Consider the following 11,998-nt stretch of genomic DNA (forward strand, 5'->3'; position numbering starts at 1 on the left):
GGCCTCTTTCCACTGATTTCTTAGCTCTTGTTCCAGCTATCGACGAGATTGCTGAGGTATTCGCCCGTCGCATTCAGCGCGGAGATCGCGGTTTCCATAGCCGCGAAACGCTTAAGGTAGCGCGTCTCGATCGTGTCGGTTCGCTCCTCCGCTTCTTTCAGCTCCGCGTCCTGCTCCGTCATGATGTTGTTGAAATGGGTGTCGCGGCTGTCGAACGTGCCGTTGACCCTCAGCGCATCATCCAGCACTTCGCGAAGGCTCGACACGAGGCTGCGGCCATAGCTGATCGTCCCCGTGGTGGCGGTGTTTTCCATCAGCATGACCACGCCAGCCATATCGCCCGACGTCGCCACGAAGCGGATCATGTTGTCGTCCAGCGCGGTCGCGAACATGGATGAATTGCCCATGCGGACCGTGCCCGCATTAGGATCGAAGCTGAAATCGTAAGAGCCCGATTTGGTAGAAGAATTCGCGGTGCCGCTGACCGTAATGCCTTCGTTGTCCGCACGGAACGTATCCTGAAACACCTGATCGAACGCATCGGGGTCGTTGGTGAATGCCCGCTCGAAAAGGGCAGTATTCAGATACAGCGTCCCGTCACGATTGGTCGCAACGCCAAGGTCGGCCATATAGACAGGATCGTCGCGGTGGCCCGTAAGCGGCTGTTTCAGAACGTCGGTGAAATCCTTGAGCAGTTTCTGCGCGGTGCGGTCACCTGCAAGGTCTCCTGCGTCGTTCTCGGCAGTGCCGTAGACGGTCATGTCCTTGATCGTGCGGATCGTCGTGTTGATCTGCGACACGAAGGTCTGCAGCATCTGTGACGCCAGTTCCGCATCGCGCTTGACCGTGACCCCCGTCGGGAATTCGGTCGTGCCGTTCAGCGTGAGCGTCAGCCCGTCGATGGCATCGTCGATGACATTTGTGTCGCGAAAGATCGTCACACCGTCGACCGTCAGCAGGGCGTTCTGCGCCGCCTGCACCTGTTTGTCCACGTTGGTGGTCGTGGTGTCGAAATCGACTAGCGCACCGGTGGCATTGGTCGTCTGGAACCGCATAGCGCGGCCAGCGCCTTCTTCGGATACGATCCCGAGTGTGTAGGTGCCGTCACCGCGGTCGAGTACTTTGGCCGTTACGCCGTCGAGCGACGAGAGCGCGTCGGCAAAATCCTGAAGCGTTGCGCCCTCACCAATGGTGATGGTGCTGCCGGGGTAGCTCGGGTTTGCGGTGAAAGTCGTGCTATCTTCCGTCCACACGCCGAATTCGACAGAGATATCTCCCGTTCCGATCACATCATCCGGCCCAGTGAAGCCGGTGAATTCGAGCACCTGACGCTGCGCGGTCTGGATCACGTCGACGCTCGATGTGGCCTCGGTCACAGCAGAACGTTCGGTGACTTCGACCGAAATGGCAGAGCTCCCAGACGTCGCGCTCAGCACCGATGCGCCCTGCATGTAGGCGAGCGAGCCGTCGAAATCCTCGAACGCTGCGCGAAGCTGGGCGTAGGCAGAGATCGCGACCTCGGCTTCTGCTTTCTTCTTCTCTGCCGCATAGATCTTGGGTGCGGTTTCTGCGGCGGCAATGCTGCCTGCCAGCTCGGACAGATTGAGGCCCGAGCCGTTCTTGTTCAGCGTGCTGATATAATCGACGGCCATTGCGATGGCTCCTTGTTAGAAGTCGATTTCGATTTCGATGCGGCGGTTCTGCTCGCGCCCTTCGGGTGTGTCGTTGCTGGCCACGGGTTCGCTTTCGCCTTTGGATACAGCCGACAGACGGTCCGGTGCGACCAGACCCGTAGCGCCAAGTTCGCGCACCACAGCCGACGCACGGCCAGAGGCGAGCCCCCAGTTGTCCGTGAACTGACCGCCCGATAGCGGAACGTTGTCGGTATGGCCCGTCACGGTAATCGTGCCTTCGTTGCCCGCAGCGGACAGCGCGAGGCGACGCATGATTTCCTGCGCTTCGGCGGTGAGGTCGGCAGAGCCGGAAGAGAACGCGCCGCCTGCGCCGACCGTGACGAAGATCTTGTCGTCCTCGCGCTCCACCGCGACGAGGCCTTGGTCGATCTGTTCTTGCAGCGCGACTTCCAGCTTGGCCTCGGCCACACCCGCACGGCGCTGCGCCGCTTGGCTATCGCCGGTTCCGGTGCCTTCACCCGCGCCGCCCATCGCATCTGCAATGCGGCCCAAATCATTAGCGAGGCCGCTGACCTGCACGTCTTCACCCGTTGCACCGGTCTGTTCCAGCGCGTCGGCGAGCTGCTGCATCTGTTCCGCGCGCTCTGCCATCGGCTGGTCCGAGGTTGCCTCGGGGAAGGTGACGGTGACCTGATCACCCTGCATTTCGACCGACAGGTCCGTGCCTTCCAGCGCGTCCTGAAGCTCTTCCATGAGCTGCTGTTTCTCCTGCTGCTCCTGTTGTTGCTGTTCGGTCTGCTGGTCGGTCTGTTCCTGCGGATCGGTTTCTTTCTCGGTGTTCTCGGTCGGCTCGTCGGTTTTCACCTCCCGCTGGTCCTGCTGGGTTGTGTCCTGCGTCATTTCCTGCGTGACCGACGGCTGCGGCGACGGAGAGAACGTCTGCGAAATGACGGTCGTGCCCTTCGGGCTTTCGACGACAGGCACGAGGCGCTGCACACCGAAGGATTCACGCAGCGAGCCCGCGATCATCTTGAAACGGGGCTGGTTGAATTCGGCGAATGACAGAATGAGAACGAAGAACGCCATCAGCAGCGTTGCCATGTCGGCGAAGGTCGCCATCCAAGCAGGAGCACCCACAGGTGGGCACTTTGGGCATTCTTCCTGCTCTTCTTCCTCTTCGGGAGGAGGCGGGGGGACGACCTTGAGCTTTGCCATGGGTTACGCAGCCTCTGCCATTTTCTGCTGCACCTTCGGCGCAAGAGCGGTGACGAGCTGGTCTTGGATGTTGCGGCCGCTGTCGCCTTTGGCGATGCCGCGCAGGCCCTCGATGACGAGTTCGCGGTAGACGACTTCATCAGCCGAGTAGCCTTCGAGCTTCGCCAGCATCGGGCCGAAAAGCACGTTCGCAAGAAACGCACCATAAAGAGTTGTCAGAAGTGCCACCGCCATTGCAGGGCCGATCGCCTTGGGGTCGGCCATGTTGCCGAGCATCAGAACGAGGCCGATCAGCGTACCGATCATGCCCATCGCAGGACCGATGTCGATCCACGCTTTGACGCCGGACTGGTTGGCGGCGTGGCGACGCTTCATCGCGTCGATTTCCTGCTTGAGCTGCTTGGCCATCTTCTGCTCGTCCGCACCGTCGACGAGCATCTGGAGGCCCTTCTCGAAGAACTTGTCGGTAACCTGCTGACCTTCGAGAGCCATCATCCCGTCCTTGCGGGCGAGGTTCGACAGCTCGACCATTTTCTCGATCAGCTGTTCGGTCTTGAACGTGGAAGGCATGAAGCATTTGGCCATCGCACCGAAGTGTCCGAGGAAGACGCCCATCGGCAGCAGATACATCACGGCAAAGAGCGTCCCGCCGAACACGATGAGGATCGAGGGTACGTCGATGAACGGTCCGATGCCGCCGCCGCTGATCATAGCGCCGACAATCATACCGACTGCGCCGATAAGGCCAATGAGCGATGCGAGATCCATAGTCAAACTCCGGTTCCGGTTGCTTATGGATTAACGGCATGCAGCCGAAGAATTTCAGCAGACGCGCGAAAATCCACCCGCAGAGGGTGCCGGATACGTGGGCAAAAACCGTGCCGCCTACGTGCGTATAGAGTCAGTAGAATGGTAAGGTCCTGCCGCCGCGCAATTTTTCATTTCGTGCTAAACAAATTCTCAGGGAGCCGTTGAGGATGACAAGCGCTGCACGGCGCGTCACCAACAACCCGCCAACCCTATCGGAGGCACCTATGACTACGATTAATACTAACATCGGCGCCATCAACGCACAGTCCAACATGGCTCGCGTGAATGACGAGTTTAACACCGCAATGACCCGCCTTTCGACCGGTCTGCGCGTCAACGCTGCTAAGGACGACGCCGCCGGTATGGCCATCGGCGAAAAAATGACCGCACAGGTCATGGGTCTGAACCAGGCAATTCGTAACGCTTCGGACGGTAAGAACCTCGTAGACACCACTGAAGGTGCACACGTGGAAGTCTCGAACATGCTGCAGCGTCTGCGTGAACTCGCAGTTCAGTCGGCAAACGACACCAACACCGCTTCGGACCGTGGCTCGCTGATGGCAGAAGCCAAGCAGCTGGTCGCAGAAGTCGACCGCGTTGCTGAAACCACCACCTTCAACGGTATGAATATCCTCGACGGTTCGTTCAAAGGTAAGCAGCTGCAGATCGGCGCTGACTCCGGCACCACCATGGAAATCAACGTCGACAGCGCGAAAGCGACCGACATTGGCGCCCACGAGATGACCTCGGAACAGTCGACCACCTCGTTCGACGCTGAAACCGTCACCATCTCGGGCCACCGCGGTTCGGAAACGATGACCACTACCGCAACCGACTCCGCCAAGGACATCGCTGCTCGCGTCAACGGTATCTCGTCCTCGACCGGTGTTTCGGCAACCGCAAGCACTTCGGCAGTCCTCGAAGGTCCGGAAGCCTCGAACACGGCAGTCGCTTCGACCGTTCAGTTCGACATCAACGGTGTCTCGACCAAAGCGGTCGCTATTCCGGCATCCGACCCGAACGGCGGTCAGCGTCTGGAATCGCTGCGTGATGCGATCAACGACCTGTCCTCGCAGACTGGCGTGACCGCAGCGATCAACGACGATGGCAACATCGAACTGACCGATGTTGACGGTGACGACATCAAAATCGAGAACTTCAAGTCCTCGACCGCCTCGTCGACCATGACCATCACCGCAGGTGACAACGCTGCGACTTTCGACCTCGACCCTACCACTGCCGGCACCACCGACACCGTCACCATGAAGGGTTCGGTCAACATGACCTCGACCAACACCTTCTCGGTCGCGACCGACGTCAGCGACGTTGCCGGTACTTCGGAATCGTTCCTAGACACCGACAGCGACCTGCACTTCGGCTCCTCGCTGAGCGCGGTTTCGGAAATCGATATCACCACCGCTGAAGGCGCAAACGACGCCATCAAGGTGATCGACGTCGCACTGTCGAAGATCTCGGACAGCCGCTCGGAGCTCGGTGCTGTTTCCAACCGCCTCGACTCGGTCATCTCGAACCTGACCAACATCTCGACTTCGGTTCAGGCCGCTAAGTCGCAGGTTATGGACGCAGACTTCGCTCAGGAATCGACCAACCTGGCCCGCGGCCAGATCCTCAGCCAGGCTGCAACGGCGATGCTCGCACAGGCGAACTCCTCGAAGCAGGGCGTCCTCCAGCTGCTCCGCGGCTGACGGAAAACCGACACTTCGAAAAAAAGCCCCGGCGACTGGTTCGCCGGGGTTTCTTTTATTTCAGACACTTATTGGGTGTACGCCACTATTCCGACACCGGTTTTCCGTCATTTTAGGGCTGTCAAATTGATTTTTTTAAATTTCTCCAGAATCGCTGCAGTTTGGGTTCATCGGAGGTCAGAACCATGCAGCTCAATACGTCCCAAATTGTTAGTCAGAGACAGTCGCTTGTTGTTACCGCGCAGCTGCAACAGGCAATCCATCTTCTTCAACTCGGAAATCAGGATCTCGCTTCGTTCATCGAAGAACAGGCCGAAGAGAACCCGTTTGTCGACGTGAAGCTGCCCGCCGCGCCGGCTCTGCCGTCGTCGTCGCGCAATGCCTCGGACGACTGGGATCGCATCGGCAATCTTGCCGCTGATCCGGGTCCGTCGATCTACGCCCATGCAACCGCAGAGATCGACCGTCTTGATCTGTCCGCCACCTGTCGCCAGCGTGCCGAAGCGTTCCTTGATGCGCTGGAGCCGTCGGGTTGGCTCGGTCAACCTCTGGACGTGATCGCCATGACCGGCAACATGACCATCGAGGAAGCCGAAGAGCTGCTGGTCAAGCTCCAAACCATTGAACCGGCTGGTTTCTTTGCCCGCGACCTTGCCGAGTGTCTGCGCCTTCAGGCTATCGACCTCGACATCATGTCGCCGGTGTTTGAAGGTGTACTGAACAACCTCGGGCTGCTCGCTAACGCCGACCTCAAAGGTCTGTCGAAGGCCTGCCGCACCGACCTTGAAACCCTGCGTCCGGTGCTGCGCCAACTGCGCGGTCTCAACCCTAAGCCGGGTGCCGTATACGAAGGTTCCGTCTCGCCGCAGCGTCCGCCGGATCTCATTGTGACGAAGGGCGAGGATGGCTGGAACATCGACCTGAACCGCTCGACTCTGCCCACCGTACAGGTGCGTACCAACGACACCATCAAGAGCCTTCGCCGCACCGCTGACGGCAAGGCGTGGGCCGAGGATCGCGTTAACGTCGCACGCTGGCTCCAGCGCGCCGTCGAGCACCGCAACATGACCACGCTGAAGGTCGGCGCAGAGGTCGTGAAGCGTCAGGCAGAGTTCCTTGAGAACGGCCCGTCGCACCTGCGCCCGATGATCCTGCGCGAAATCGCGGACGCCGTAGGCGTACACGAAAGCACCGTCAGCCGTGTCACCAACGGTATGTTGATCCAGACCCCGCAAGGCACGCTGCCGCTCAAGGCGTTCTTCAACGCGGCTCTGGGTGCGAAGGGCGATAGCTCGGGTTCGGCTGCGGCTGTGCGTCACCGCATCAAGCAGCTGGTGTCGAACGAAAATCCGGAAAGCCCGCTGAGCGACGACGCGATTGTCAAAACTCTGGCAGACGAAGGCACCGAACTGGCCCGCCGCACCGTCGCCAAGTATCGCGAAATGCTGAACATCCCCAGCTCGGTCCAGCGCCGCCGCCGCGCGGTCGTTGCAGGCGCCGCCTGATCCTTTCTTAGTCCTCTGTGAGTTCGTGTTCCGCCGTCTCCTCCTTGGGGGCGGCGAACATGAATCTGCCCTTCGGGTCGATCTTACCGTAAGCGGCGTGAGCGCCTGCTTCGGACGTGGCGGCAACAATGGCGTAGGGCGCCATTCCCATGTTGATCCTGTCCAGACGATAGAGCGTTGCGCCGGATTTGCGCAGCGTCAGACCGGCAAGAATGTAGACTACTGCGGCCAGCGGAATCCAGATCATGCCTGCCGTGACCAAAGCGGCGATAATCGCAGCGGTCGCAACCCACAGGCGGCTTTTGAGCAGCCAGACAGGCGGCAGGAACAGCGCGAGGTTGTCGGGGGACAGCGAGTGAAGGTCGTAGCTGCCATCGCTAGCACGCAGCACCTCCCAATTGCGCATCATCACGGGATCATCGCCGTCACCCGTCCATCCGGATACGGGATCGGTCGCTTCCCATTTGCCCAAGTTTGGATGGTCCGCAAGGACGGTCAGGTCGACCTTTCCGCGCCTGAAACTCAGCGCCAAGGGCTTGCCGCCGCTCTGTTTGAAACGGGTATTGAGGTCCTGAACGGTGCCGATAAACGGCGCGCCGTTCACGCCCGCCAGCACATCACCGGGGCGCAGCCCGAGCATACTGCCCGCTGCCGTCAGCTTGCGGTTCGCAAGCTTCACCGTCCCCGTCGGCGCGGCCTTCGTTTGAGGCGCTGCGCCGGCGGCCGGTGCTTCGTCATCGACCTGATCATCCGCCATGTGCTGACTTTACGACAGTGTTACGGAATGCTGAAAGGGTTTGGTGCGGGCGCGGGTGCCGGACGCGGTGCGGGGCGTGTCGTCGTGGCCGCACGCGTCGGTGTTGGCGTAGGTGCCGGAGCCGGACGGGCCGCCGCTGTCTGCGCAGCCGCGATCGCGGTGCGAAGCTCGCCGATCATCTCCGTCATCTGCGCGCGGGTCTCTTCGCCCATACCGCCCGACGTTTCGGTGATGATGTTGGTCAACGACAGATCGAGGTCCGTGATCGCGCCCAGAAGGTCCTCGTGAACCTCGTCGATCTTGGCCGAGATGGTGTCGTTCACGCCGCTCATCATCTGCGGGACCATGTTGGCGTCCGTTTCGGCGGTCTCGGGCTCGGGCATAGGAGCCTGCGTCGCCATCAGCGCCATTTCGGCGGACAGGCGTTCGGTCGCATCGTCAATGTGCGAGGTTAGAACGGTCTGCATCGCGCCTTGCTGGTTGCCCGCTTGGGTGACGACCTCTTGCAGGGCGGCGGTCTGTGCGACGATGGCTGCCAGCGCCTCTGCCTGAAGTTCGGCGTTCTCGCGCAGGTCGTTCACGCTGCGAAAATAGATCAGGCCTGCAATCGTCGTGGCCAGTAGACCGCCGACCAGAGCCCCGATCGCCATCGCGCCGAGCTTCTTCTGCGACTGCTGGACTTTGACCACGAAGGCGTCGTGCGCCTTTTTGATCGTCTCGATATCCTGCGCGGCGTCGTCAGCAAGACGCGCCGATTCCAGCGCGCGATTGATCGAGTCCGTGAGCTGTTCGGATTCGGTCATTTCTTCTTCGTCGTCAGGCTTCGAGCTTGTACGCTTGGGCTTACGCGGTGGCATGGTGTTCTCCGAAAATCGAGCTTGTCAGTGGCTTGCAAGGGCCGTGCCACCTAGCGGCGTCTGCGGTCCTTGATGGCCTGAAGCGGGAAGCGCAGTGCGCCGAGAAAGCAGGCAATCGCGCTCAGCCAAAGGGCTGTATGCGCCAACAACCCGCCATCCCATTCGAGCGCATTATACGTCAGCTTTGCCGCCATCCCTGCGAAGGCAAAAGTAGAGATCATCTCTCCGGTCGAGCGTGAATTGCGACTGGTACTCATATTATTCCTCGTCCATCCGGCGTCCGAATTCGTTCAGATGCAGTTCGTCAGGCAGGTCGATGTCGGGCATTTCGCCCATGTAGCCGCGGTCGACGTGGTAGACGTAACCGAGCAGCACAGCGACGGCGGTAAAGAGACGCTCGTCGATCTCCTGTCCGATCTGCGTGGTGAAGTAGAGCGCGCGGGCAAGCAGCGGGACACGCACGGTGTGGATGCCCTTCTTCTTGCCGAGCTTGATGATCTCGTGCGCCATGTGACCCTTGCCCGAGGCAAGCACGACAGGGGCGGGCATCTCGCCGGGTACGTACCGCAGCGCGATGGCGAAGTGGGTCGGGTTCGTGACGATCGCGGTGGCCTTCGGCACGTCCTTGAGAGCGGCGCGTTCCTGCGAACCTCGGCGGGACATCTCGAACTGCTTCTGGCGGATTTTGCCTTTCAGCTCGGGCGAGCCGTTGGTTTCCTTGGCTTCGTCGCGGACCTCCTTGAAGGTCATCATCAGCTGTTGCTTCATCGAATACATCTGCCAGATCAGGTCGATCGCACCGATGACCAGAAGCACTATCGACAACCCGCCAAGCATCAAGACCGTATCGCTCAGCACTACATTGAGGCTGGTCGCCACGTCGGTCGCCCAAAGGCGGTCAAGGCGCGGCAGCATCCCGTAGAGCAGAAATCCCGCCACGACAGCCAGCATCGACACCTTTAGGATGCCTTTGACCAGTTCGACCAATGCCTGCTTCGAAACCATCCGCGCCAGACCTTTGAGCGGGTCGAGTTTCTCAGGCTTGAAGCCAATCGCTTTCGGTGCGAACTGGATGCCGCCCATCGCGGCTTGCAGGCCAAGCACGACCAAACCAATAGGCACCGCCGCCATCAGGCCGACGACCAGAACGTGCTTCCACGCTTGGCCAAGCATGATGAGCAGATGTTGATCCAGATCGGTGCCCGAGCGGATGACGAAGTAATTCGACCACATGCCGCCTACGGTGGTGGACATCGACTGCACCATCGCCAGCAGCAACGTGCCAGTTGCGATGCAGGCAAAGACGAACATTTCTTTGGAAGTAACAACCTTACCTTCTTCCCGCGCTTTTTCCTTTTTTCGCGGGGTTGGTTCGTTTGACTTTTCGCCGCTATCGTCCTCAGCCACGGCCGACCTCCAAAATCATTTCCGACATGAGCGACAGTGCGTCGTGGATCAGCTCGTCAAATGCCGCCGCCGTGCCCGGAACCGTGAGGAACAACAGGACAATCGTGGCGGTCATCGTGACCGGAAAACCAAAAGAGAAAACGTTCAGCTGCGGGGCCGAACGGGTGAAGACGCCGATCATGATGTTGATCAGCAGAAGCGCCGCGACGACGGGCATCATGATCCGCGCGGCAAGCGCAAACATTTGGCCGCCCGCCATGATGATCGCGTCGATCATCGCGTAGGGATTGAACGACCCCATCGGCGGCACCAGCGTGTAGCTTTCGAGGATGATGCGGAACGCGGTCAGATGACCGTTCGTGCCAATGAATATCAGCAGTAACAGGATGCCGAAAATCTGTGCGACAACAGGGGTTTGACCGCCAGCAGACGGGTCAAGCTGCGCAGCAAAGCCAAGGCCCGCCGTGTTCGCGATCCGGTCGCCCGCAATCGCGGCGGCACCGAACAGCGTGGTCAGTAGAATACCCGCGCCAAGGCCGATAGCGATCTCCATCCCGACAAGCTTGAACATCGACAGTTGCGAAAGCTGATCGATCGTCGGGACGGGAACGTTGCCGACCAGCGGCAGCGTCATCACGATGGTCGCGACGATGCGGACGGGCAGGGGGACATAGCGGCCACCGAAACCGGGGCCGGCGAGGAGGAACGCTCCGATCCGCAGCGACAGGAAGAAGAACTGCGTGATCCAAAAGACCACGTCAGTCAACTCCGCGCCGGGAAGGAATGCACCACCCTCCATCGCGTCAATCCATCGTGCGGATGGTTTCGAACACGAACGCGAAGTAGTCCGTGATCGTCGTGAGCATAAAGCCCGAGGCCAGCGCCATCGTGAGCATGACAATCGCCAGCTTCGGCACGAACGACAGTGTCTGTTCGTTGATCGAGGTCGCCGCCTGAAGGATGCCGATGACCAGACCGACAGCCAGCGCCACGCCGAGCACAGGCCCAGCCGTCATCAGGATTTTCCAGTACGCAATGCGCAGGTGTTCGATATTCGCGTCGAAATCCATTGTTAACCTCCAACGGAGTAGGTTGCTGCCAGCGAGCCGAGCGTCAGCGCCCAGCCGTCAACCAGAACGAACAGCAGCAGTTTGAAAGGGAGAGAGACCAGAACAGGCGAAAGCATCATCATACCAAGGCTCATCAGGATCGACGCGATGACCATGTCGATGACGAGGAACGGCAGGAACAGAAGGAAGCCGATCTGGAAGGCGGACTTAAGCTCGGACGTCATGTAGGACGGCAGCAGCACCGACCACGGCACGTCATTGGGGCTCTCGTAAGGGCCGAGGTTCGCCATGTCAGAAAACATCAGCAGGTCGGTTTCGCGAGTGTTCGCGATGAGGAAGCCGCGCATGATCGCACCGCCGCGCTCGATCGCTTCGGTCGCGGGTAGCGCGCCGTCGAGGTAAGGCGACAGCGCGCTGTTGTAGACCTCGGTCAGCGTGGGGTTCATGACATAGAACGTCAGAAAAAGCGCCAGCCCGATCAGAACCTGGTTTGGCGGGGTCTGCTGGGTGCCGAGTGCCTGTCGGAGAATCGACAGTACGATGATGATGCGTGTGAAAGCCGTCATTCCCAGCACCAGCGACGGCAGCACCGTCAGGGCCGTCATCAGGATCAGGATCTGGTAGGACAGGGTGTAACTGGTGTCGCCCGCATCGCCCGTCGCGGTCAGGGCCGGAAGCCCCTGCGCGTGGGTTTGCGATGCCAGTAGAACGACGCCGAGGGCGAGGAGAACGCGTTTCATTCTGCCGACTCCTTCGCTTCGAGGCGGGTCAGTGAAGCGGGCGATCCCTTTGATTTCAGGACAAGAAAATCAGCGCCGTCGACGTTGATGATCATGGCGCGGTCCGTCGGGGACAGCGCCGTCACTTCCGCCACGGAGATCCGACGACCCTGACGCACTTTCGCGCCAAGACCCGCACCTTTCATCCGGACAACAAACCAGGCCAGCCCCAGAAGGGCCAGAAACAAGACAACAATGATGATCTGGTCGGGGCGAACGACGTTCATCGGCAGACTCCATGACGGTTACTGCCGTGAT

13 protein-coding genes are annotated in these 11,998 nt (G+C 60.3%); 2 read left to right on the top strand and 11 right to left on the bottom strand.

Annotation, left to right across the window (positions count from 1 at the left end):
• Positions 1 to 20: 20 nt before the first annotated feature.
• The 3 genes from fliD to HCZ30_RS00310 all read right to left on the bottom strand — a co-directional run bounded on the left by fliD (position 21) and on the right by HCZ30_RS00310 (position 3,617).
• Positions 21 to 1,652: a flagellar filament capping protein FliD gene (gene fliD / locus HCZ30_RS00300; RefSeq protein WP_167635765.1), complete on the bottom strand. Its 1,632-nt coding sequence runs from the start codon at positions 1,650 to 1,652 to the stop codon at positions 21 to 23.
• 15 nt (positions 1,653 to 1,667) lie between these two features.
• The gene (locus HCZ30_RS00305) at positions 1,668 to 2,771 is read right to left on the bottom strand and encodes an OmpA family protein (protein ID WP_432442747.1); all 1,104 of its coding nucleotides are present in this window, start codon (positions 2,769 to 2,771) and stop codon (positions 1,668 to 1,670) included.
• 81 nt (positions 2,772 to 2,852) lie between these two features.
• Positions 2,853 to 3,617: a motility protein A gene (locus tag HCZ30_RS00310; RefSeq protein WP_167635767.1), complete on the bottom strand. Its 765-nt coding sequence runs from the start codon at positions 3,615 to 3,617 to the stop codon at positions 2,853 to 2,855.
• A gap of 266 nt (positions 3,618 to 3,883) precedes the next feature.
• Between HCZ30_RS00310 and HCZ30_RS00315 the strand changes: the two genes are divergently transcribed.
• Together HCZ30_RS00315 and rpoN are read left to right on the top strand one after the other, a co-directional pair.
• A complete protein-coding gene (locus tag HCZ30_RS00315; RefSeq protein ID WP_167635768.1) occupies positions 3,884 to 5,365 on the top strand; it encodes a flagellin in 1,482 nt (493 codons plus the stop codon).
• 185 nt (positions 5,366 to 5,550) lie between these two features.
• A complete protein-coding gene (gene rpoN, locus HCZ30_RS00320; RefSeq protein ID WP_167635769.1) occupies positions 5,551 to 6,870 on the top strand; it encodes an RNA polymerase factor sigma-54 in 1,320 nt (439 codons plus the stop codon).
• Between the two features lie 7 nt (positions 6,871 to 6,877).
• On the opposite strand, the gene HCZ30_RS00325 is transcribed toward rpoN, so the two are convergent.
• The 8 genes from HCZ30_RS00325 to HCZ30_RS00360 are packed head-to-tail and all read right to left on the bottom strand — an operon-like array spanning position 6,878 to position 11,967.
• The gene (locus tag HCZ30_RS00325; RefSeq protein WP_167635770.1) at positions 6,878 to 7,627 is read right to left on the bottom strand and encodes a hypothetical protein; all 750 of its coding nucleotides are present in this window, start codon (positions 7,625 to 7,627) and stop codon (positions 6,878 to 6,880) included.
• 20 nt (positions 7,628 to 7,647) lie between these two features.
• Positions 7,648 to 8,484: a hypothetical protein gene (locus tag HCZ30_RS00330; protein ID WP_167635771.1), complete on the bottom strand. Its 837-nt coding sequence runs from the start codon at positions 8,482 to 8,484 to the stop codon at positions 7,648 to 7,650.
• Positions 8,485 to 8,534: 50 nt separating this feature from the next.
• A complete protein-coding gene (locus HCZ30_RS00335) occupies positions 8,535 to 8,741 on the bottom strand; it encodes a hypothetical protein (protein ID WP_167635772.1) in 207 nt (68 codons plus the stop codon).
• Position 8,742: 1 nt separating this feature from the next.
• A complete protein-coding gene (locus HCZ30_RS00340) occupies positions 8,743 to 9,891 on the bottom strand; it encodes an EscU/YscU/HrcU family type III secretion system export apparatus switch protein (RefSeq protein WP_167635773.1) in 1,149 nt (382 codons plus the stop codon).
• Positions 9,884 to 10,690, bottom strand: a complete 807-nt coding sequence (gene fliR, locus HCZ30_RS00345) for a flagellar biosynthetic protein FliR (protein ID WP_167635774.1) — start codon at positions 10,688 to 10,690, stop codon at positions 9,884 to 9,886. The genes HCZ30_RS00340 and fliR overlap by 8 nt, the downstream gene beginning before the upstream one ends.
• A gap of 4 nt (positions 10,691 to 10,694) precedes the next feature.
• Positions 10,695 to 10,961, bottom strand: coding sequence for a flagellar biosynthesis protein FliQ (fliQ, locus tag HCZ30_RS00350; RefSeq protein WP_167635775.1), 267 nt, complete (start codon positions 10,959 to 10,961; stop codon positions 10,695 to 10,697).
• Between the two features lie 2 nt (positions 10,962 to 10,963).
• Positions 10,964 to 11,701: a flagellar type III secretion system pore protein FliP gene (gene fliP, locus HCZ30_RS00355; RefSeq protein ID WP_167635776.1), complete on the bottom strand. Its 738-nt coding sequence runs from the start codon at positions 11,699 to 11,701 to the stop codon at positions 10,964 to 10,966.
• A complete protein-coding gene (locus HCZ30_RS00360; RefSeq protein ID WP_167635777.1) occupies positions 11,698 to 11,967 on the bottom strand; it encodes a flagellar biosynthetic protein FliO in 270 nt (89 codons plus the stop codon). The genes fliP and HCZ30_RS00360 overlap by 4 nt, the downstream gene beginning before the upstream one ends.
• Positions 11,968 to 11,998 lie beyond the last annotated feature (31 nt).

The organism is Marivivens donghaensis, from assembly GCF_011806565.1.
In the GTDB taxonomy this organism is placed as follows: domain Bacteria; phylum Pseudomonadota; class Alphaproteobacteria; order Rhodobacterales; family Rhodobacteraceae; genus Marivivens; species Marivivens donghaensis_A.

Bases quoted from the DNA above. Each gene is read 5' to 3' on its own strand.
- fliD (WP_167635765.1), bottom strand. From the start codon at position 1,652: ATGGCCGTCGATTATATCAGCACGCTGAACAAGAACGGCTCGGGCCTC.
- HCZ30_RS00310 (WP_167635767.1), bottom strand. From the start codon at position 3,617: ATGGATCTCGCATCGCTCATTGGCCTTATCGGCGCAGTCGGTATGATT.
- HCZ30_RS00315 (WP_167635768.1), top strand. From the start codon at position 3,884: ATGACTACGATTAATACTAACATCGGCGCCATCAACGCACAGTCCAAC.
- rpoN (WP_167635769.1), top strand. From the start codon at position 5,551: ATGCAGCTCAATACGTCCCAAATTGTTAGTCAGAGACAGTCGCTTGTT.
- HCZ30_RS00325 (WP_167635770.1), bottom strand. From the start codon at position 7,627: ATGGCGGATGATCAGGTCGATGACGAAGCACCGGCCGCCGGCGCAGCG.
- HCZ30_RS00330 (WP_167635771.1), bottom strand. From the start codon at position 8,484: ATGCCACCGCGTAAGCCCAAGCGTACAAGCTCGAAGCCTGACGACGAA.
- HCZ30_RS00335 (WP_167635772.1), bottom strand. From the start codon at position 8,741: ATGAGTACCAGTCGCAATTCACGCTCGACCGGAGAGATGATCTCTACT.
- fliR (WP_167635774.1), bottom strand. From the start codon at position 10,690: ATGGAGGGTGGTGCATTCCTTCCCGGCGCGGAGTTGACTGACGTGGTC.
- fliQ (WP_167635775.1), bottom strand. From the start codon at position 10,961: ATGGATTTCGACGCGAATATCGAACACCTGCGCATTGCGTACTGGAAA.
- fliP (WP_167635776.1), bottom strand. From the start codon at position 11,701: ATGAAACGCGTTCTCCTCGCCCTCGGCGTCGTTCTACTGGCATCGCAA.
- HCZ30_RS00360 (WP_167635777.1), bottom strand. From the start codon at position 11,967: ATGAACGTCGTTCGCCCCGACCAGATCATCATTGTTGTCTTGTTTCTG.